Origin of the sequence: Nostoc sp., assembly GCF_036917575.1 — a bacterium.
Taxonomy (GTDB): domain Bacteria; phylum Cyanobacteriota; class Cyanobacteriia; order Cyanobacteriales; family Nostocaceae; genus Nostoc.
On the sequence record NZ_JBALDC010000055.1, the window covers coordinates 109,460 to 131,237 of the forward strand.

A 21,778-nucleotide genomic window follows, 5' to 3' on the forward strand; every position below is an offset into this window, starting at 1 on the left:
ACCCATCTTTTTGTCTGACTCTCTGGGAATCGAATGAGGTTAATCGAACAAGTCATCGGCGATGAGGTTATTGAGGCGACGTATGAGTGGCTGTGCGATCGCACTCTTGCTTTCAATTTGAACTAAAAAGCGATCGCACCCCTCCATCTCCATCTCAACTAAAAAGCGATCGCCTACCCCAATCAAGAAAAGCGATCGCTGGGGTATCAGTTCGCACACCAAGGATTGGGGGTGGCGCGGGTGACAGTGGAACAGTTTGCTGAGTCCTTCGTTTTTTGTTTTTCGACTGCTTATGAGGAGGTTGTTATATCTTCTTCATTTCAACTTTATATCCTCCATTCGTTTGTTCTCGAAGGTTGGCACTTTGTTCACTCCCCTCCCCTCTGCGTTTATGCCCACTCCATTATCTGCCATCCAGTTGTTCATTTCCTCCGTATACACTATGTCTCGTAAATCTATCATAGTGAACGGTTTATATAACACTCCTATGACATTCGTCACCTGGTCTACATAGTCCTTACCCAGTAATTCTCCTAGGTTTTGACTCGTCGTTTTTTTTGTGATTTTTGTCGAGGAATATAAGATGAACTTGCTATCCTTATATTCCTGGAAGAATTCCTTTAAGAATGTAACTTCTTGCTTGCCACTGTATCCGAGATTCGCTTCTAAAAAGATGAGAGTCGGTTCTTTGTCTTTTATTTTAGACTTGGTGAATGTTATTGGGTCTTTGTTTGGACTAACCTTATAATCCTCAACTTCTACCGTTCCCATCGATTTTTGCTCTATTGCATGAGAGAAGGTGTCTGTGATATTTTTTACCATTATGCTGTGCGTAAAATCGTCACTATGTGAAATTATTTTGATTGCGATCATTACTTCCCTCTTCCTTTTTTTTCTTGGTTTGCTGTTTTAGCTGGCATTTTGGACGCTGAATAACGCGGTCTTCGAGATTCCTCGCAGTAATGTACCTACCATCATCGCTGGCTGTCTCATTTGTCAGATTTCCTTGCTTCTCGGCGCTTGCAAGTAAGACGATTCCTAAAGCCACTTACTGAATTTTTCAAGTAGAGGCTTTTTTTCTAACTTGATGCCCCCTATGAGATGAGCGCGATCAGCAAAAAAGAGGTGATCGCACCCTCTCTTCCCCAAATTCCACCAGCCGCGATCGCACTTTTCCTTTCAACTTGAACTAAAAAGCGATCAAACTCGCTATTAAACTACTATTTCCCAAACTTTATAACCAAAAACTCATCCCCTTGCGCTCTTTCTGCATCAGTCCAGGCAGGAACTTCAAAACCTTGTAAGATTGCATCGCCTTTCATCTTTGCTAAAGCCTTACTCCAAGAAGTATTAACCATCACAGCAAATTTGGCACGAGCAGCTACAAATAAATTAGCTAGCTCTGGCCCTGATGGAACGGCAAATATTGTATTTTGTAAATAGCTAGTGTCAGCGTTAGGCAGGATCTTTTTCAAATCAAAGAAATTCTTTAGGATTGCAGGGACGAAAGCAATTACCGGAAACTCTAACTCTGGCTCGAACGGACGGCCTGCTTCATCGCTGTGATGAATCATGTTTCTGCCCTTATACTTATCATACTGTTGCATTTTCGAGTTCAAGCCTTCTATTAAAACTCTCAAACGCACGGTAATATTACCCAAATTCTTATTTTCATTTTTTAACAGATGTTTATCATTGTTGGTAATGCCAATTTTTACGTACCGTAAATCCCAGCCGTTTTTATCGTAAAAGTTGCATTTATCCTGCAAAGATGCTTTTTCACTATCTGTAAGTTTATCTGCATCCACAGGCAGAACAGCAAATAAATCGTAATCCCCTGTCAATGCTCTTTGATATTCTTCTAAGTCTTTTTCTCCTCGATGACTTTCAACTTGAGTTGGATTCGTCATGGCTAACACTGGGATTAAATCTTGTTCTGTCGATTTAATCTTTTTGTATTGGTTGTTGCTATCCCAAACTACACCTTCTGCACCTGGAGCATAATAGACAGCCCACATCAACGGCGAATTGCCAGATTTTAATTTAACTTGTTCCCTTTTCAAACGAAACTGCAAAGCAAAATTCTTTTCGGTCTTTTCTTCTAGATATTTGACAATTCCATAGCAGTCAAAGTAAAATCCTGGTGTTTTGTTAACCAAATTTTCAAATTTGGTATCAATTGCATTAAAGTACAGTTTTCCCCGGTCAAGCAAATATTTTAGCCGCAAATCAGAAATCAAAACTTTTGTTTTAGCAGCCCCTTCTTTAAAAGCTTTAACAATTTCATCTTTTTCCTTGTCTTCTGCTAAAGGCCCAAGTTTAGTCAAACGCGGATCGGCTAGAACAAAACCAGCCGTGGGCCCCCAATTGCAAGATTTTGCTTTGACTTTAAATCCTTTGCTTGCGTAACCTTCGTCAATCAAACCCGTACAATCAAGATTGACCGATCGCGACATAATAATACAAGTAAATGCGTCAGCGATTTCTTGAAAAGCGCGAGCGTGTTCTTTGGTCATTCCTGCTGCCTGAATTGCAGCATCTCCAGTAATTAATACCACTGATTTTCCTCTCAGCACTAATGATGAAAATTTGCTGTTGTACTTAAGACGATTACCAGAGATAAATTCTGATTTTTTGATTTGGAAGCTGCCTTTTATGAATTCAAAGTACTGAAATAGTGTAATTCCACTCATGACAGATGAATCATTTTTCAAGACAAGAGAGCGGAACGATCGCACAAATTCTCCCGCAACTTTCCTCACCTGATGCTGTTGCTTCCTCAGCACCGCCAGACAGAAATTCCCCCAATGTCCAGTTTTTTCATCAAATTGTGCATTAGCCAAAATCGGTGCTAGCAGCAATTCACACAGCGTCGCCTCAATACACCGACACCCATTACCCCTTACCTCTAACTTCTCCTTACAAGTCGCCGCAACCATCACCGACTCAGACTGTTGCACATCAAGCACTTCCTCACCCCCAACACTCCCCACTTCCTCTACTGCTTCAGATAATGTCGCTGTCTTGCCTGCGATCGCTTCAACTGCCGCATTCCCCTCGGACATTTCTCCAATTGCCGACTCCGTTGCCGTCGGTGGAACCGATAACTCCATATCCGTCCCATCCTCCTCGATAAAATATCCCCTCAACTCCTCACGCAGAATAGCCCGTGCCTGCGAAATGCGTTTGCAGACATTCTGGTAGGATATATCTTGCTGTTGGGCAATCTCTGGATAAGATAGTTCTTGATAAAAGTGCAGGATAAACGTCTCGCGCAGCCTTGTCGATAAATTAGCGATCGCACCATGAATAACAATCTTTTTCTCACCTATCTCCAAAGCGCTTAGGGGTGTATCGTCAAAGGAAACCAGCCCTTGTTCTTCTGGAATCGTATCTATATCCTCAACTCTATTGGCGCCCCGACTGCGTTCTCGATGAATATCCACGCAGAGATTATGAGCCAGCGTTGTCAGCCAAGCTTTAAAATTAGTAATTTCCCCCCCATACTTTTGCAGCTTTTCCCAAGCTTTCAGCATTGCCCGACTGAGCGCATCTTCAGCATCCGTTGGGTTTCCACCCATCCACTTGACGCAGCAACGATAAAGATAATCTTGATATTGTTGCCATTGCTGCCAAAAAATTGACCGTATATTTAAGGCGAGAGTGCTCTGTTTTAAAATGATAGATGTTTGAGAATCTAATTTCATGCTTATTAGTGTCCGGCACAAAACTTTGCTTAAAAGCAGCCTGTGTTTGATAACAGGCTCGCTTTAGCTCTTAGAGGATGTTTGAAAAGTATGATTATTAACATCAATTTCTCTCAAACCTAACCCCCCAAAAATCGAATGGCACGCTTGTTAAGTGCAAACCCCAGATATAAGTACTGGATGAAAGGGTGTAGGGTTGCAGGTATTGGGGTGTGGGGAATTAAGAAAATGTTGAACTCTTGACGCAACTAAAATTTAATTGTCTTAAACACACTCAGCCTACCCCCAACACCCAAATCGACGAGCTTTCACGTTTTCTTCGTGCCATAACTTTTTTCCCTTCGAGATGGATAAATTCGCAGGCGATCGCGTTCCACCAACAGGATATCCATCAATCCATCCCCAGCCACATCAACCATTTGGTTATCTGAGTTGTGAAAGTCTCAAGCTACGCGAACACGAAACAATGTTTTAGCAAATCCTAAATAGCAATTTAAGGGATTACTGATTAATGAGATAAGTAGATTGGCAGAAAAATTTGTCATTGGGATAAGGCAGGAGGGAAAAAGGTTTTAGCCCAGTTTCTCTTTCTTTATACAGTTTGGTTTTATTATGCCAATTTACTTAGTTTTTGCTATTTATTAGCCTCATTTTTGATTGATAAATCATTTATAACCTGAGATAAATGCTTGTCAAGAGTTTTTTTAACGTTTTGATACCATTTTTAGATGAAGACGCATAGAAATAACTCATCGCTTGCGGTACATCCCCTCTTGAGGAGAGTTTGGGAGGGGTATAAATTAAATAATGTGCAGCTTTTTAGCAGCATGAAGCTCTAGGTTTGCTCTGGTCGTAACACCACCTGCACAATCCAACGACAAAAGCTTACGATCAAATGGCACTAAGAAAAGCCGAAACACTTATGGGTTAAGCGGTTTGCAATTGCTTGCGTAATTCATGCAGGGAACTGTGCTAACAGGTCTTTGCCGTCAATAATGGTACTAGTGAAGGTGAAACTACGATTAGCTTGGTAGCGTGGGTCTGACTTAACGATAACCATGAACTCACGATGTCCCTGTTTTGTCCTACCTACTTGACAGCCAGCGCTCCATCTTCCTACGTCGGACTTAGGGTTATCACCTCCCCAATGTTGATTAATGCCAAAAGAACCTGAGTCTATAGAGTCGCCTTTATCGCGGGTGCCTGAACGATCTGCATCGCGATGGACAGTGACCGAACCACCAGTTTGTACAAGAGCTTCATGAGGGCAAGACTGTCCGTGACTTCCTATCTGCCATGCGGTGTATTGCCCAAAGGCAATAATTGCCGCACCTTTGGCGTTCAAGGGATTGTACGTATAGTACTTACCAGGGTTTGTTGTGGCTTCCCAACAGCCAATCATTTTAGGCTTGCCGTCTTTAAACTCAATCACGATGCGGAGGTCGTTCCAGACATTGAGGGCGTTGTCATTGAGCGTTCCGTCCGGATTCATGCCTTCGATATAGATAATATTCTTGTATCCAGGTTCTTTGTTAATTTTGTAACCCTTCTTTTGGCAATAGGCAACGATTTTCTCTTCTAGAGTTTTAGGCTTCGTCGGGACTGTTGCGATTTTGCAGCCGTCAATCTGGATATGTCCACCATAGATAAACCAAATGTGCCGATTCAGGACTGGAGCCTTGAGCATAATTCGGAGATGGTGAGCGTCTGCGATCGCCACCTCGGTAATTTCTAACTGTCTCCCTGCTTTGACAGTAGTTTTTTCTGATGCTTCGAGCTTATTGGAGGGCAATGAGCAGCTTTTAAACACCGAGTCAGAAGTCACTTTGAGATTAAACAGCCCCTGCTCGGTCTGGTCATCTTTGAGTCCTATCGCTTGCAGAAAGTACAAAATTGCCGCACAACCAGCAGCCGAATCAATAGTTTTGGTGTGATTAGTCCCAGCCCAAACAAACGGCGTAATTCCCTGGCTATCTTTGCCCTGGAAGTCGTTGCAGGCATCGAAGGCAAATAAGCGAGCTGAGAGCTTTGCTGGTATCTGTTCGCCCTGAATCTTACTCAGCTTGTGCGTGATTTGATCGAATAATTGCGTAGAACTCTGAAAATCCGTTTTAGCGTGTAAGATTCCTGCCCAATACCAAGGTAAGTTGGGATAGTACCACTCGATTTTTTCGTAAAAGCCGCGATCGTAATACAGCTTCTCAGCAATTTTTTCTAACTCTGGCAAGAGATTTGATTGCACCTTACAGCCTTGCCATAGTTCTGTATATTTTTCTTCAAGAAATACAATATTAGCCATTTTGTGATATTTTCTTGTAACTGTTCATAGATAAGTAAGGAACGGCAAAATTTTGTTATGTTAAAAACGGCTTAGAGCTTTACTTTTCAATAATTGCCAAAAGCTTAAACACGCAACATTTGTATCCGCTTTAAAAAAGTCCAACTATGAGTCATTTGAAGTATAGCTTGCTGTGTTTAAGTTCCAATTTGGATTCATTAGCTGTTGATTACTTATGTCTTCATGCTGGGTTTCTTGATATCTAATGTTTTGGTTTTTAACCTGTTCTATGCGTTGGCAGAGGCTATAGATGATTATAGGGTCACGGATTATTTCAGTCAGGATGCGGGCTTCATTACAGTCTCTGGCATCGCTTCTTAAGTCACGCAACACCAGATCGATTAGCTCAGGACTCATTTCTATTTCTAAAGAAATGCTAACCGTAACATCTTGCCCCATTTTGTCTACGTCAATCGAATACTTTTTACTGTTACGAATCATAATTGTGTCCTGCGGTGAGTATGTTTATTTTTTGTATTCTGAAGCAGATTGATTGGGGGTTTTTACTGTTTACGCTAACTTAATTCCTCAAACTTTCAATGTTAAATCATTAGGGATAGGATTTGAGGAATAGTTCAGCTTCAGCTTCTCTTCGTTTCCTAAGTCCTTGCTCAACATTTGTTCCAGGATTGCGATACTTGATGAAAGTTTCGCGGATATTAGCCCAATCACCATTCTTTAAGACTCTAGTCATTGACTCAAAATTAGGGGTACCGTAAAATTTACTTCCCAAGTTGTAGCCAAAGCTGAGTAAGGCACCTTGTTGGTGAGGGTTAAGTTCGCTCCAGCAAGGTATTTTCATTAAATCGGGTAAGTAACTTGTTTCCAACTGATAAATCAACAGATCATGACATTCTTGTTCAGAAATACTCTCTCCAAGGCACCACGGACTACCGTCACGTTTCCTCGTCGAACCGTAGCCGATTGTGATTGGTTTCCCTCCGCTTAAAGGATCGGGGTATGCTTTGAGATAACGACCTTCATAATATTTAATTAACTCAACTCCACACATAGGTAGACTTGTGGAGACTTGTTTAGTTTCGGTAAGCTGGTTTGCTGCTATACCGTTCCTGATTATAGGATTGCTCTTAATTTTAGCTAGAATCTCGCTAGCACTGAGATACTGTACTGAATCAGCGTTTAAGCTAGTGCTGTCACGATCTTCTTCGTCTTCTTGCCATGAATTGCTAATAGGACTTAAGTCAGATTGCTTATCTGAGTCTACTTGGGCTGCCTGAAGTGCTAGTTTATCGTCATCACTCTCTTTTTCCAACTGCTGCCTTTCGGCTTGGACACGCTGCTTCTCAACTTCTAGTTCCTTAAGTTGGGTCTCATACTGTGCCCGTAACTGTAACTGCTCATTGAGCTTTTCTAGGGCAAGTTCAGCATTCTTTGTGACTGTTTCTTGTGTCTGCTTATTGCTTCCCTCTTGTCGTTCTGTTAACTGGGAAATAAAGCCCTGTAAATCTTGCTGAATATACTGTTCGACGCGTTCAGCAAAAATGGTGTAGGCATCAGAATGGGTATTAAATTGACGATAAGGGCCAGCCATTTGGAAAAACTGCCACCCCTCAATTTTCAAGCCTTCGGCAGTATTACGATAGCTGCGGTATTTCTCACCATGACCAAAAAACTCTTCAACCGCAGCAGAAACGGCTACTACCTGACTTAAACCGAAAGCTGACCAGCCAACAACTTCTTGCCACTTCTGGTTCCCCTTCTGAAAACCAATTAGTGCCGGGACAATTACCCCGCCAATGATAGTAATCATTCTAAGGTTGTGATGAGCATTGCGTTCTTTGGTGGCTCGTCCCTCCAGCCACATGAGTTGGTCGAGCCAGCGATTTTTTAGAAAGTCTTTTCGTAAGTCTGACAAGTCGAGTCGGTCAATCAGTCCAGAGAAAGTCTGTTTAATATATTGACTATAGTTTTCTTTCTTAGCCATAATTTTAAATTTCTCAAAAGCTTCTAGCTATACTTACATAAAAATATTGCTTACTCATCAGTAGTTTCCACACTTGGCACTCTTGCTTTAAAAATTCTTGATATGCATCTTTTTTGCCATTGTTGACTCCTCAAGATAGATTAAGTAGAAAGTAAATGTGTAATTGTGTGAGTTAACTTTTCCCAACCCGCTTCTAAATCAATGGTTTGCAACTTACCGGAAGCAGCTAATTTTTCAGCACGTTCATCTGTAGGTTCTCCATTTAATGCACAGACAAGTTTATCGGCTGTTCTACCACTACCTGCTATTACCATCACCAAACGTCCGGCGATGACGCTGTTAAAAGCGTCAAGAAAGGTAATTTCTCCACCATTTATCAGCACTGTTATTGAAGATGCGCCGCCAGCTAGCATGGTTGCTACTTGTACTATCCAAGGAGATTCATCACCCCAATTATTGCCAGGGACTAGGATAAAATGAGTATGATGTGGTTCTAAAGGTACAGCATCATCAGTAGATTCAGTCTGATTGGGTAGAATGACTTTTCCTGTAGGCGCTACTCCAATCAGCGGAAATTGAGCATTGATTTGATGACGAGCATTACCTATCAATTGCATTACTCCTGCATCTGTACCACCATCGACAATATATGCTCCTAAACGTTGCGCTATTGGGGCTAATACTTCCACAAACAAGCTTTGAATACGCACAAAGTCCGCTTCGCTGATCTGACTTGCACCACCAACGATGACTAAAATCGGACGGTAACCAACCAGCCCCATTTGCTCAAGGGCATCAGACAATTCTCCTGCTTCGGATACTGTAGCGGCTTTTGCTGTCTGCCCTTCATTGAAACTCAAGCTGAAAAATTTTTCCATGACATTAAATTAATTCGTATATTGTCGATTGAACGCTCTTACTTTTTACTTTTTCATCTTGAGTTCATAAATAGGGGAGTTAGCAAATTCCTTCAGCTGAAAAAGTGATAATAGATCAGTCCATTCTTGCTGATAAACAACACGGTTTTGGGCTAATTGACCAACAGTTTCATACCAAATATTATGTTCTGCATAAGGAATGTACTGCTGTTGATTTCTTGATTGTTGTATATTTTTTACTATCTCAGAACTAGCTTCAACTCGTTCAATCCAGCCATTAACGCTGATATTTGTATTACGTCCTTGAGGGTTAACACAACTAATATTGAAGTACCAATAGTATTTTTTGCCTACTAATAATGCTTTTTCGGTAGCGGGTAAACTAATACTGACGATGCCTTTTTTTTCTGGTAAAGATAACAGCAATGGCTTTGTCAAAACAGACTGTCTCTGTTCATCCAATAATCTAAATTTGGCTGGAGGTGACTGGGAATCACCACCAAAAGGTAAATAAAACCAGAATTGGGGGTACTCTTGAGTAGTCAAACCTCCATTGTTCTGAGGAACTAAAGCAAGCAGGTTGTCCGTACCTACTTGAGAGCATTGCGATCGCGTTGCTCCTCCTCGTGAACGTCCAGAAGCATTTCCCTCGCCTCTAGAACTATTAAACATCTGTCCAATACGCTCAAAGACATTCTGTGCTTGAGCTTTGTCAATCAAAATAGGGGACAAAAAATTCACATAAACAGCAGTTGTCACAGAGCAGATCAAAACAGTTGACTGTCGAATTGATAATTGGGGACGGAGCATTTTGTAATTACCTCTTAGTTTGTTAATTTGTTGATTTAACTTTTACGGAGCTTGTCAGTCAAGTATAATACTGTTGCTCCAGTTACTATTAATGCCAAAACTGCTGGAATAAAGGGTATCCAACCGCTTTGACTCACCAAAATTACAGAACATATAATGTATAAAGTTCCAGTAGAACCTACTACAGCTATACCTATATAAAGATTCCGGTTAAATCGCCAACACATAAGACCACTTACCAAAGCCCAACTAAACATCCAGATTGTTTCATAACCAAAAGGCCACCACCAGATGAGCGAGCGATTATTTAAGGTCGCACTTAGGATCTGACTGATCATTTGCCCATGCAACGTTACTCCAGCAACGTCACCATAGGGTGTACTCCAGTAATCAGCTTGTCTGTTTTGCCTGTCAGTAAAGCCAATCAGCACAATTCGATTTTTAATTTGTTCAGCAGAAACTTTATTGTCCAAAACTTCCAAAATATTGACTCTAGGCGCGAAATTATTAGGATCGCCGCCAAAGGTACGATATTTGAGCAGTGTTTGATAACCTTGAAGCTGATTATCCATGTTTTGGTAGCCACCTCCCAGTCCCAGTAGTTGGGGAATCACGGTTTTACCAAACTGCATAGGCTGGTCATATTGTTTGCTCTGGAGGTTTAGAGGAGAGGTGAAAGACTGATCTTGGGCTTGGAGGTAGCGACGAGCAATTACTAGACTCAAAGCTTCCCTTGTCTGGCAATATTTAAGGTCTGGCTTTTGCATCAAGTATTGTCGGCGCACATAGCGACCACCTTTAGCATCATCATCAACCAAGTCACTAAAACCAACTTGCTCTAGTGGGACTTCTGGTGCGTGTTTAAAGCCAAGAATTTTTTCACCCCGATTATTTTCATAACTGTTTTTACAGACCGAAATGAAGTTTTTCGTTTGCTGCAAACGTTGTTTTAGGCTACCCTCAGCGGGAAAATCACGTATAAAATCTAACCCAATCATACTAGGTTGATGTTGGGAAAGATTTTTGAGTAAATCGTCTAGAGCCGCATCAGGAATAGAACCTCTACCACCCGGATATCTTCCACTTTCATTCAACTTTTCCAGACTTTGGGGATCAACATCGACCATTAAAAATCGTTCGTCCTTTGGTTCATCCGGGTGTAAGGACATCATCTGGTCATAAGCTGCTAGTTCTAAAGGCTGGATGAGTCCGAGAAACCTAGCAATAAATATGAGCGTTGTCACAGCCAAACTAGTCAGCAGCACAGTGCGGGGCTTGATTTTGCGATAGGGAAGAGCGCGACTGGCGGCAAGATATTCTAATTGTAAATTGGTGGGGGCTGGTTGTTTGTCAACAGACTGCTTCAACCAGTCTTCAGAAGCGACTAAATCTTTACCCCGCAGCAAAAAACTATCGTCACCTTTAGCATCTTTCCATTCTTTGGCCTTGAGGAAAAGCCGAGTGTGCGATCGCACGTAGTCTGGATCTGCATCTAATGTTCTCGTTAATTCTCCAAATTTGGTCAAAAAGTCTGCACTATGCTGGCAAAAATCAATCCACTGCACCTTTGCCAATTCTGGAAAAAGCTCCCCAGTATTAATTTCCCGATACAAAACAGTAACAATTCGCTTATACAAACTCATCGCATACTCTACCTCAGTCTTGCATTGGGCTGAATTGATAGAGTCTGGTGAAATAATAAATAGGAAGTTGTTGGCGCTTTCTATCCCTTTATAAATCTCTTGCTCAAAGTCAGTACCAGAGGCAATACTTTCTTGGTCAAACCAAGTAGTCTTGTTTTGAATTTGTAATGTATCGTTGAGCTTGCGGGCGAAATCAGAATCAGCCAGAGAGTAGGAAATAAATACATCTAGTGCTATCAGAGGCGGTTGTTTGAGGCTTTCGCTGATGAACTCTACTTGCAAAGGTATAGGCAAATGTTGTGTTTTTTGTTGAGCTATTTTTAACCAAGCTTCCGCCTGTCGAAGATTATAACCCCGCAACAGAATACTAGAATTGCGTTTTTGTCGTTCCCACTTCAGAGCTTGGACTAATAAGATTTTATGCTGCTCGTAGTAAGCCGTATCTTGAGTCAGAACGTTAATTAGCTTGTCAATATTGGCTTCTTGCTGTTGTGGCTCTGTCAAATCGATGAACTGTAAAGTGCGTAGTTCAATGGGAATCTGCTCTATGTCTACTTGTTCAATTAACACAGGGATAATTCGTTTTTTAAAAGAGAAAGCATGAGACAGTTCCATTTGGCAATATTCTGATTGCAAAGAAGCTGGTGACATCAGAAACACCAAATTGTCTGCTTCTTCAATACCTCGATAAATTGACTCAACAAAATCCGTGCCAGACTGAATATCTGTTTTGTTTATCCAAACTGTGAAGCTTTCACGCATCAAGATTTTGGCAATTTTTTCCATAAATGCCCTCTCTTTTTCTGAGTAAGAGAGGAACACTTGAGCCATCAGGTTGTTAGCATTTTTTTTACTCTGACATATAAAAGCACAGTGTAAATCTGTTGGTTCACATGGTGGTTGCTCATCTTTAAAGCGAATTTTTAACCAGTTTTCAGCCTGTATCCGCTCGTTACCGATTAACAGGTATTGTGAGTTTTGTTGCTGTCGCTCCCACTCCAAGGCTTTGGCTAATAAGTAGGTGTGTTGATGCACATAATCTTGATGACGGGAAAATAGCTCTAGCAGTCCTGCAAAGGATTTCTCAAAGTCATCTATACCTTCACGGAAGTATACCCAGTTAATCTTGCCAATAGCTGGGTGCATATTAGGAAAACTAGAGTGCAATCCCTTGGCTTTATATTGTTCCCATTCACTAGCGTCCCGTCCAGGATTGCGTTTTTGCCAAGTTTCCTGGGTAATTTGTTCTATGTGCAGCAAGGGAATAATACGTTTATTACGGCGGAGTGCTAACTCTATTTCTTTACCGCAATAGGGGGAGTTAATTGAGTGGGGTGCAATGATAAACAGAAAATTGTTAGCTTTCTCAATTCCATCATCTATTTGATTTTGAAAGTCAACACCTAAAGGGATATCATTTTGGTCGAACCAAATGTCTAACTCTACTTCTAGAAGTCGCTGATGCAGCTTAGTTGCAAAGGTTTTGCTATCCGCTCTTCCATAAGAAATAAAGGTATTTTTAAAGTTATTCATCTTAAATATTAATACTTGTTTTTATTAATTGTTTGAGATCACGTTCAAAATCAAAACCACTGACTTTAGCCGATGGCGATCGCCTGTATAACTGCTATCTGATACACTGTAAATAAAAATTTGTCGGTAAAATGTAGTGATAATACGTAAAAAAAAGTCGAGTTTATAAATTTAATACACAATTTCTGGAGATTGATATCAAAGCCAACTACCAACTAAAACATAGGGGGCCCAATAACGAGGGTGGTCATATTTGGGGTTTTTGAGTAGAGATTGCTGTGCTAAACGCAGGGCTTCGGCTCTGCTGATATTGGGTTGTCCTAAATGCTGGTAAAATGCTTTAATGAAGGGAACGCTGGCTTCATCGTCTAGATCCCACAAACTGGCGATCGCACTACTAGCCCCAGCTTGGACAATAGTTCCAGCAATACCCATCACTTCTTGGTCGTTACCTGTAGCTGTTTGGCAAGCGCTGAGAACGAGTAAGTCTATTTTCTGCTTGCGATTTTGTTTTTGGTTACTAAACAATTGATCAAAGTCATCTATCTTCAACTTTCCATCTGCTGTCACCACAAAAGTGTTTTCTCGATTTTCACCAAATAGACCGTGGGTGGCTAAATGTACTACTTCAAAATTAGAAGTATTCAGCTTTTTATTAAAGTTTTTTGTGGTAAATTCTTGGTCAGCAATCCAATTCACTGCTAATCCTGTCTTCTTGATTTCCTTGACTTCGACTGAAACATTTGCTAATCGAGAAAAGCCGGAAATTTCTTGATTCTTCGGTGGTTCAGTCAAGCTAGCTGCTAAAATTTTCATAGTCTCTCTGTGTAAAGGCTTTGGTTCACGTACTTGTAAGCCCAAAGCTAAGGAGACAGAATATTTTTCTACTAGATACTGCTGCCCATCATAGAGACTAGCCATAGGAATTTTTCTTAAAGGGCCATCCAAGACAAAAATCAAATTCTTGATTGTGCTCGCCTTTAGCTCTTTTTCTATTGGTTGAATCAACCAGTTATAGACTTTTAGACCATCCTGTTGTACTTGTTCATAACTCCCCTCTTCTTGCAGATTTTCATATAGTCGGCTGACAACTTCCCCTATTTTCTGTTCCGGTAGGGTAGCATAATGACTAAGTTTTTGATTAGGTCGCTTAAGGATAACTTCTAAACGGTCATTCAAAATAATTGCATAGATAACAGCCGATGTTTGGTCTTGAGAGTCAATCACCTTGTCGAGTGCTAATTTTGTATCTTCACAGGCTTGCTGTAAATAGTTTTGTAATTTCGCCACTTGCAGTGCCTCAATGACATTACGAGCCTGTATCAGATTCTCTTGGCTTGGTACTGATGATTGAAGTAATAAATCTACTAAACGACGATACACAGGTTCTACCGTTTCCCGAAAAGAAAATTGCACATTTCTATTCGTAGCAATCAAATCGCTACGGATATTTTGTAGAGTATTAAATGCTTGGGTATAAGCAGCGATCGCTTCTGTAATATCTCCTTCCTGATTACATTGGGGTTTACCTTGGCAAAGAATACGTCCCAGTTGCCAATACCAACGATAAGCGATATCTGGTGCTTGAATCGACTGTGACAAATTTAGCGCCTGTTTAGTCAAATCTTGGGCTATAGACCATTGTTGAGATAATTCATATAGATGTCCCAGATTACCTAATACAAAAGACTCTGAGCGTACATCTTGCAATTGTTGTGCCTGCTGACGTGCCACAGTTAGGATTTTACCAATTGTTTCTGGGTTAGGAGCGGGGAATTTTTGCCTTATTTCTAGAAGGCGTTGAGCCAAATTTACTTGAGCGTAAATCGCCGAACGCCCAAGCGGCAAATTAGCAATTTGACTTTGAATTTCGGGATATAATGCTTGAGCTGCTGACCATTGTTCCAACTCAATTAACAAGCGTAAAAGGTTAAGTTGGGCAGGAATTTTGCTAGTCGCAGTAGTTGATGAAATAGCTGCTTTTTCGTAATAAGCCAGAGCAGTCTTTTTTTGTTTTGTGCTGCTACCAGGAATATAAGCGAGATTACCCAAACTCAAGTAAATTGTAGCAATGGTTTCTGGCGATCGCAGTTTTTGGGCAATCTTTAGACTCTCTTGTAAATGTTTTTGTGCCTGCTGGAGATCACCAGCCAGCACCAGCGCCTCACCCAAGTTGCGAAAACTAGCGGCCTTAGCGAGGGAGTCTGGTTGTTTTTGCAGATCCGTTGTCAAATTCTGGAGTAGAGAAATTTCTCGGCGATAGAGTCCTAAAGCTTGCAATGCTTGTGCTTGGTTAATTTGGGCAAGGATAGCCCTATTGCTATCTTTTAATTGTTGGTAGAGTGATGCGGCTGTTTCCCAAGATGACAAAGCGGCTTCGGCTTTACCCTTTGCTAGTTCCAAATTACCTTTGACATCCCAAACTTGCGCCCAAACTGGTAGGTGTTGTGATGATTTGGGAATCTTTTGTAAGATAGCGATCGCTTCCTCTATTGCCCCAGTTGCTTCATCAATGCGCCCTAATTGGTGCAAGTTGAGAGCCAAATTACTCAGAATCACCGTCTTTTCTACTTGATCGCCACTTCTTTGGTAAGCTTGCTGTAATAACTTTACTGCTTCTGCAAATCGCCCCGTCAGATAAAGATTTTTAGCTGCTTGCTCTTGAGAAGAAGCAACCACAGATGCAGTCAACCCTTGACTTCCTGTATCACCAGCCACTACAGGCGAAACGAATATACATAGTAAAGTTGTCAGACAAGCCAAAACTCCATACCAGAATTTTTGGCGTTGTTTCCCCGCCAATTTTTTCACTCTTACCATCCATCCCCAAGTTAAAAAGGTGTATAGATAACAGAGAAATACAAACCATTTTCTTGCCATGTTTTACCCTTTTGAGAATCAACTGATGTTAGCGGAATACCCCAATCTAAACGCGCAGTAAAATTATTACCCTGTCGCCACAGCAAGCCAATTCCCGTACTGATTAAAGTGTTATTACGGGGATTTGAGCCGCCATTATTCCAGCCTGTACCTATATCTATAAAAGGCGTGAGTTGCAAGACTCCTTGAGAAACTCGCGCAATTGGGAAGCGAATTTCTGCTGTTGCTTGCACACCGTTATCTGTTAACAATTGATCCTGACGGTATCCGCGCACAGTTGTTTGTCCGCCGATACCAATTTGCTCCAGTCCTAACAGTTTTCTATCGGCTAACTGCATATCAGTTTGTAGCAGCACTAAGGTGTCGGGTGCTAGTTGGCACAGCCATTGGGCTTGTCCTCGCCAGAGAAAAAAGCGGCTATCGGGTTCATCTTTATTGATTGTGGCTCCTAAAATACCCAAGCCGAAACTAAATTGCGATCGCGCTGCTATTACTTGTTGGCTACTGCGTTGAGTCCATTCTTGAAAAAATCGGATCGCAGAAACCCTCGTGTTTCCTTTGTCATCAGCACCAACCGCTAAAGGAAAAGCCCCGATGTCGTTATAACCTAAAAATGTTTGACTTGCTTGATGGCTGGCGGTAATTCCGAAAGTGAACTCTTGGCTGGAAGTTTGGACAAGAGGTTGACGAAAGGTTAACTCGTAGTATTTCAATTTAGAATTGATATCCAAAGAGTTAAAAGGACGCTCTATAACATTACTATTAGTATTGCCATAGCTAAAAATCAGCTTACCGTTACGCGGATTGACTGGTAGGCTATAGCTCACATCAAAGCCATTACTACCATCAGTATTGGTGTAACCAACACTTAAACCGTCTCCTAGCCCTAATAAATCGGCTTCGCTAAGATTGATGCGCCGGCGAAAACTTCCCACACTCGGACTGCGTTGGTTATCTAAGACTAGTTGAGTGCTAAAAGTATCGGCTTCAGTAACTTTAACTTCTAATATATTCGTACCCGGACGAATGCCGGCTTGTAAATCTGTAGATATGTTTTTAATTAAAGGATCTAGTTGCAATAGTTGCAGTCCTGCAAGTAGGCGATCGCGCGATAGTGGTTTATCAGCAGCAATTGCTAGGCGATCGCGTATATAGTTGGGGTTGAGGCGGCGCGTACCTGTAACATTTATCTTTTCTATACTTCCTTCTACCGCCTGCATTACCACTACCCCGCCTTTCACAGTTTGGGGGGGAATAATTACTCCAGAGGTCACATAGCCTCTATCTATATATAACTTCGTCAGTTGTGAACGTAGTTGGAGTAAGTCATTAAAGGTAATTGGACGTTTGAGGTAAGCAGCCGTCACATTCGCCAGTTCTTTCTCGTTAAAAACTGTGTTCCCCACAAATTCAAACCGTTCTACAATCAACCTTTCCCCTAACGTTTGAGGATTAATATCTGGTTGAATTGGTGACTGGGGTGTAGTGGGTAGTAGCTGTTCTGGAGGTGGTAGTTCTGGTAGAGGTTGTGGTTGGGGTAATGGTTGTATTGAAGGCGGTTTTACCTCAATGGGAACCTCTTGAGCCGCTAAGGGTTGTGGATAAAAGCCGAGAATTAACCCTGTCGGCAGAAATAATATATAGACCTTAGTTAAATAGTATTGATATGGATTAGGCGATCGCCTACCCTCTAAGCATTTCATTGTTTAACATTCCTTTGCACAACACCACAAACCTGACTAGATAGCCCCGACTGTAGCCCAGTAGCCGTTGTTGGTTGAGCAGTTAAAACAATATCTCCATTCGCACTGCGTACCATACCCACTGCTTCTACTAAGGTATCGGCAGTATTTGATGATAATTGCGTTAAATTTGTCTCAGGCATATTTACAGAATTATTACTAATGCTATTAGTATTATTTATTACCCATTCTGGTAAAATAAACCCAAGCTTGAGAGGATCATCAGGACTGGGAGGTAGTCCGCCACGTCCAGTAATTACAAACTCACTTCGTCCTTTAGCAACGTTGCTTTTGCTACCGCAGCCTTGGGCAATTAATCTAGAAGTGTCTACTAGATTTGTCGGTAATTGCACTAGTCCCTGAGTAGGGTCAATACTGAGAGTATTAAGCGATACTTCTCCATTTTGACCCACATCGGAACTGGCACTGATGTCGCTGATGTCATTGTTGTCAAGCTTCCTCAGTTGTTCTGAACTCAAATTTTTCTGGTTTTGAAATCCTAGAATGCGGTTAGCAGTAATCTCAATCCTGCCACCCTTACCCCCAAAGGCATTGGCAATAATATTGCTATCTTCCGATGGCACTGCTACAACAAATCCATCCTTGGCATCAATCTCGATGTTACCGCCATTACCAGGATTAGTTATCGAACCTGCGGTAGCAGAAATTTTGCTTTGGTGACGGAGTAGCAAATTCTGTGTTTTAATCACAATGTTGCCACCATCTCCTTGACCTTGATTCTGAGCTTCTATTATTCCTCCGTCAGCAGTCAAGAAGTTAGTGCCAATATTAATATTTCCACCTTTACCTGTTGCTGTACTTCTGACACTACTAGAAATCCGACCCTTTTGTTCCAGGAACACTGAGTTGTCAGCATTAATTGTGACATTACCAGCATTACCTGTGCCTTGATTGCTCACAGAGATGCGTGCATCATCTTTGATAGAAAGAGTACGACTCTTCAGTTCAATATTTCCACTATTACCATCCGCCTTCTCTCTAACAACGCTGATAATTCGTCCTTGATTCTTTAGCTCAATTTGTTGTGCATCGACTGTAATATCGCCTGCATCTCCTTTTCCATAGGTATCTGCCGACAAGCGAGCACCATCGCTGATTATTAGCTTATCTGTCTTTAAGGTAATGTTTCCTTTGTCATCGGAGGAAGACAATTTACCTTGTTGGCTAATTTGAGTGAAAATACCAGTCTGATTAACGTCTGTGTCCCCTAGTCTCGGATTGCCCTGAAGTAATAAACTATCCTTTGCCTCAATATAAATATAGCCAACTTTGTTTCCTTCACCAGTCAGACTGGAGTTAATCTGAGCGCCATTAGTCAAAGACAAGCTGCCTGTGGTGATATTAATAAAACCATAATTTCCCTGACTAAATATCTTACTAGCGTTGAGAACAGATACTTGGTCACTAGCATTAATTGTGATATTTCCTGCTGATCCTGAACCATTACTATTAGTATTGATTTCAGACTGCTGATTCAGAAACAAATTGCCTGTAGAAATGTCGATTACGCCTAAATACCCTTTGCTAAATATCTTGCTGCCATTGAGAATAGATATTTGGTCACTAGCATTAATTGTGATATCTCCTGCAACACCAGAACCACTATTATTCGTATTTACTTCAGATTTATTATCAATAACAATGTTTCTAGGTGTATATGTATCATTATATTTTTTACCAATAAATATCTTTCCATAATTTCCCTGACTAAATATCTTGCTGCCATTGAGAATAGATATTTGGTCACTAGCATTAATTGTGATATCTCCTGCTGATCCTGAATCCTTGTAATTGTTAGTGCTATCTAGTATAGAACCATCTAAATAAACTGAACCTTCGGTAGAATTAATGTTGATAGAATTCTCTGCATCTGACTCACTGTTACTAGTACTTTCTATTTTATTAAAAAGACGAATATCGCCAGCAGCTTGAACCTTGACACTTCCAGCAACTCCATTGTTAGCTTTAGATATAATATCTGCGTTTATATCAATTTTTCCTTGCTGACTGTTGAGGTAAATATCACCGCCATTTCCATTTAGAACGTCTTTCGTATTAGAAAGCAGATGACTTCCATTACTAATTAAGATGTTTTGATTGGCTAATAGCCTAATACTACCTGCTGTTATATTTTTTCCAACAAAGTTATTTTGTTCAATAAATTCAGTATTAATACTAGTATCAATACCCCCATTAGTTGTAATATCAGTCCGCGAATCAACAGCGACATCGCCATAAGTGCTAATCACTCCAGTTGTAATATCACCCGCTAATCTATTGGGATAGTACTGATTAGTTATTAATATCTCTCCACTCTTAGATTGAGTGCCTGAAGTATTATAAATCTCACCTTGAATGCTAATATTTGCATTTGTTGGAGTACTGGTTGTCATAGGATTTTGTAAATTCAATCCAATAGGCAGATTGGGTGTAAATTTTGGAGTACCAATATAATTAGAATCAACCCCTGCTCTAATGTCTAGAGTTGGTGTTTGACTACCATCAATATTTATTTTTGTTGTGCCATCCGATAGCGTGACGTTTTCTTCAAGAGAATTGCCTGTGCTATCTACACCAGTGATATCAACGTTACCAGCAATATTGACACTCCCACCCGCCAAAATATGCAAAGATGCACCTTCATAGCTATCAAAACTCACATCCCCAATAGCACGAATTACAGGATCTTCAGGACTTAACAGATTACCTAAATCGCCGTTCAACTGTTCGATTCTAAAATTACCCCCAGCCCAAAAATGTGCATCGCCGCCAATGGTATTTTCAGACTGCAATACCATATCACCACCAGAGAAAAAGCCACTATCTGGGTGATTTAAAGCAGAAATATCTACTTTCTGATTACCTTGCACCAGCAAATTCCCACCCGCCGCCGCAATAAAAGGATTACTTGCGCTATCTCTAACTTCTAAATTGTTCTTTGCCTGTAATGTTAAATTCCTACTAGCTTGGATTGTTCCCTGTAAATCCAGATTTCCTGCATTCAGTGTTAAATCCTTTCCTGCTACCAAATTCCCTTGATTGGTAATACTTGCAGGCTGCTGCGAACCATATTGCACACCCACTGGTATACTCATTGTTAATAATGGTGGCGCTTGGGGATTAGTAGCACTAAATTCACTACCATCAGGAAACTGAAAACTGTTAGCTGTGGTAGCCAGGAATGAACCTTGAATATCTAACTGGGCATTTGGCCCAAAAATAATACCCTTGGGATTGAGCAAAAATAAATTAGCTGCACCATTTACGCCCAAAGTCCCCAAAATATTAGAAAGGTTACTGCCAGTAACTCGACTCAAAATATTAGCAACGCCTGTGGGGTTAGCAAAATATACCCTCTGCCCATTGTTGACATTAAAATCTGCAAAACTATGATAAAGGTTGCTTCCTCTTTGGACACCACCTTCAATTAAGTCAGCCCCATTTCCTTTAATGTTGACACCAGCCGTAACGTGGGAGCTTTTATTTCCCAATGTGGTGTCAGGTATAATTTGCGCTAGGCAAGCATTGCTAGTCAATATCGATACTAAAGCTATTGGGATTATGGTTCCTAGCAAAAGGAACAATCCAGCTTGGGACTGAGTAAAGTTCCTGCTGTTATTCACTATGGATTTAAAGTTATTTTACTTAAAGACTAAGCATAAGTTGTTACCAATTAAAAGTTATACACTACACTTTGTCAAGAATTTACATACTGATTTTTTTAGATTAATGTATACTTTTTTGGTATTTATCAGGTCAGAGGCGATTCTGAAATGGCACTACTTATATCTTGCACCTGAAAATTTGGATGTCAATTCCATGACTAAGTGCCAAGTATCTCAGATGTTCAATGTCTTGTAAAAGAAGTAACAGCACTAATTGTGGAAAGATAATTTGGAATGCAATTTCTGCGGCTTGTCCCCAATTGGGTAAATTTGTAGATGCAATCGTTGTAGATAAGTAAGCCCAATGGGTTAAGATGTAGGAGATCAAAGACAGTATCAACCAACGGTAAACGCCTAAGAGTGTTCCTTGTCCAAAACGGTGTAAACCGAAACGGTGTTTGGCAGTTTTAAACCAACCCTCTATCTGCCATCGTCGTTTACCCCACCAAGAAATGGTGCTGAGTTTGAGAGCTTTAGTAGACAAGACAAAGCGTTTTTCATACTTGCCATCATCACGCTTGAAATATCCCTCTTCTGTCACTTTCCGGAATAAGCAAGTAGTTTAGGAGCTAAATCATCCAGAAGCATAAGAGGGTTTAAATTGATTCATTGCAGC

General features: G+C 40.9%; 14 protein-coding genes and 1 pseudogene. 1 reads left to right on the forward strand and 14 read right to left on the reverse strand.

All coding sequences use genetic code 11. The annotated features are described in order from the left end of the window. Window positions 1-39: 39 nt before the first annotated feature. From V7K79_RS17110 to V7K79_RS17125, 4 genes are all read right to left on the reverse strand, one after another. Window positions 40-219 (reverse strand): hypothetical protein, encoded by a 180-nt coding sequence (locus V7K79_RS17110; RefSeq protein WP_335049197.1) that lies wholly within the window; start codon window positions 217-219, stop codon window positions 40-42. Between the two features lie 96 nt (window positions 220-315). Next, on the reverse strand, window positions 316-873 hold the full coding sequence (locus tag V7K79_RS17115; RefSeq protein ID WP_335049198.1) for a hypothetical protein: 558 nt from the start codon (window positions 871-873) through the stop codon (window positions 316-318). After that, window positions 845-1,048 carry a hypothetical protein gene (locus V7K79_RS17120; RefSeq protein WP_335049199.1) on the reverse strand — a complete coding sequence of 68 codons (204 nt, stop codon included), beginning with the start codon at window positions 1,046-1,048 and terminating at the stop codon, window positions 845-847. The genes V7K79_RS17115 and V7K79_RS17120 overlap by 29 nt, the downstream gene beginning before the upstream one ends. A gap of 172 nt (window positions 1,049-1,220) precedes the next feature. Further along, entirely contained in the window at window positions 1,221-3,707 is a 2,487-nt protein-coding gene (locus tag V7K79_RS17125; protein WP_335049200.1) for a sigma-70 family RNA polymerase sigma factor, read from the reverse strand. Between the two features lie 346 nt (window positions 3,708-4,053). On the opposite strand from V7K79_RS17125, the gene V7K79_RS17130 reads away from it, so the two are divergent. Beyond that, window positions 4,054-4,182: a hypothetical protein gene (locus tag V7K79_RS17130; RefSeq protein ID WP_335049201.1), complete on the forward strand. Its 129-nt coding sequence runs from the start codon at window positions 4,054-4,056 to the stop codon at window positions 4,180-4,182. Between the two features lie 480 nt (window positions 4,183-4,662). On the opposite strand, the gene V7K79_RS17135 is transcribed toward V7K79_RS17130, so the two are convergent. The 10 genes and pseudogenes from V7K79_RS17135 to V7K79_RS17180 form a co-directional block, all read right to left on the reverse strand. Further along, complete coding sequence (locus V7K79_RS17135) at window positions 4,663-6,006, reverse strand: hypothetical protein (protein ID WP_335049202.1); 1,344 nt, start codon at window positions 6,004-6,006, stop codon at window positions 4,663-4,665. A gap of 144 nt (window positions 6,007-6,150) precedes the next feature. Next, window positions 6,151-6,486, reverse strand: coding sequence for a hypothetical protein (locus V7K79_RS17140; RefSeq protein WP_335049203.1), 336 nt, complete (start codon window positions 6,484-6,486; stop codon window positions 6,151-6,153). A 109-nt stretch (window positions 6,487-6,595) separates the two neighbouring features. Then, window positions 6,596-7,990: a DUF4231 domain-containing protein gene (locus tag V7K79_RS17145; protein ID WP_335049204.1), complete on the reverse strand. Its 1,395-nt coding sequence runs from the start codon at window positions 7,988-7,990 to the stop codon at window positions 6,596-6,598. A 140-nt stretch (window positions 7,991-8,130) separates the two neighbouring features. Further along, window positions 8,131-8,868, reverse strand: coding sequence for a hypothetical protein (locus tag V7K79_RS17150; protein ID WP_335049205.1), 738 nt, complete (start codon window positions 8,866-8,868; stop codon window positions 8,131-8,133). A gap of 45 nt (window positions 8,869-8,913) precedes the next feature. After that, a complete protein-coding gene (locus V7K79_RS17155) occupies window positions 8,914-9,678 on the reverse strand; it encodes a DUF928 domain-containing protein (RefSeq protein ID WP_335049206.1) in 765 nt (254 codons plus the stop codon). Between the two features lie 35 nt (window positions 9,679-9,713). Beyond that, window positions 9,714-12,854 carry a TIR domain-containing protein gene (locus V7K79_RS17160; RefSeq protein ID WP_335049207.1) on the reverse strand — a complete coding sequence of 1,047 codons (3,141 nt, stop codon included), beginning with the start codon at window positions 12,852-12,854 and terminating at the stop codon, window positions 9,714-9,716. 198 nt (window positions 12,855-13,052) lie between these two features. Next, entirely contained in the window at window positions 13,053-15,734 is a 2,682-nt protein-coding gene (locus V7K79_RS17165; RefSeq protein WP_335049208.1) for a CHAT domain-containing protein, read from the reverse strand. After that, on the reverse strand, window positions 15,686-17,437 hold the full coding sequence (locus V7K79_RS17170) for a ShlB/FhaC/HecB family hemolysin secretion/activation protein (RefSeq protein WP_335049209.1): 1,752 nt from the start codon (window positions 17,435-17,437) through the stop codon (window positions 15,686-15,688). The genes V7K79_RS17165 and V7K79_RS17170 overlap by 49 nt, the downstream gene beginning before the upstream one ends. Further along, a complete protein-coding gene (locus V7K79_RS17175) occupies window positions 17,434-21,072 on the reverse strand; it encodes a two-partner secretion domain-containing protein (RefSeq protein WP_335049210.1) in 3,639 nt (1,212 codons plus the stop codon). Before V7K79_RS17175 ends, V7K79_RS17170 begins: the two co-directional genes overlap by 4 nt. 262 nt (window positions 21,073-21,334) lie before the next feature. Further along, window positions 21,335-21,688: pseudogene (locus V7K79_RS17180) on the reverse strand (transposase); the annotation flags it as partial. Between the last annotated feature and the right edge of the window lie 90 nt (window positions 21,689-21,778).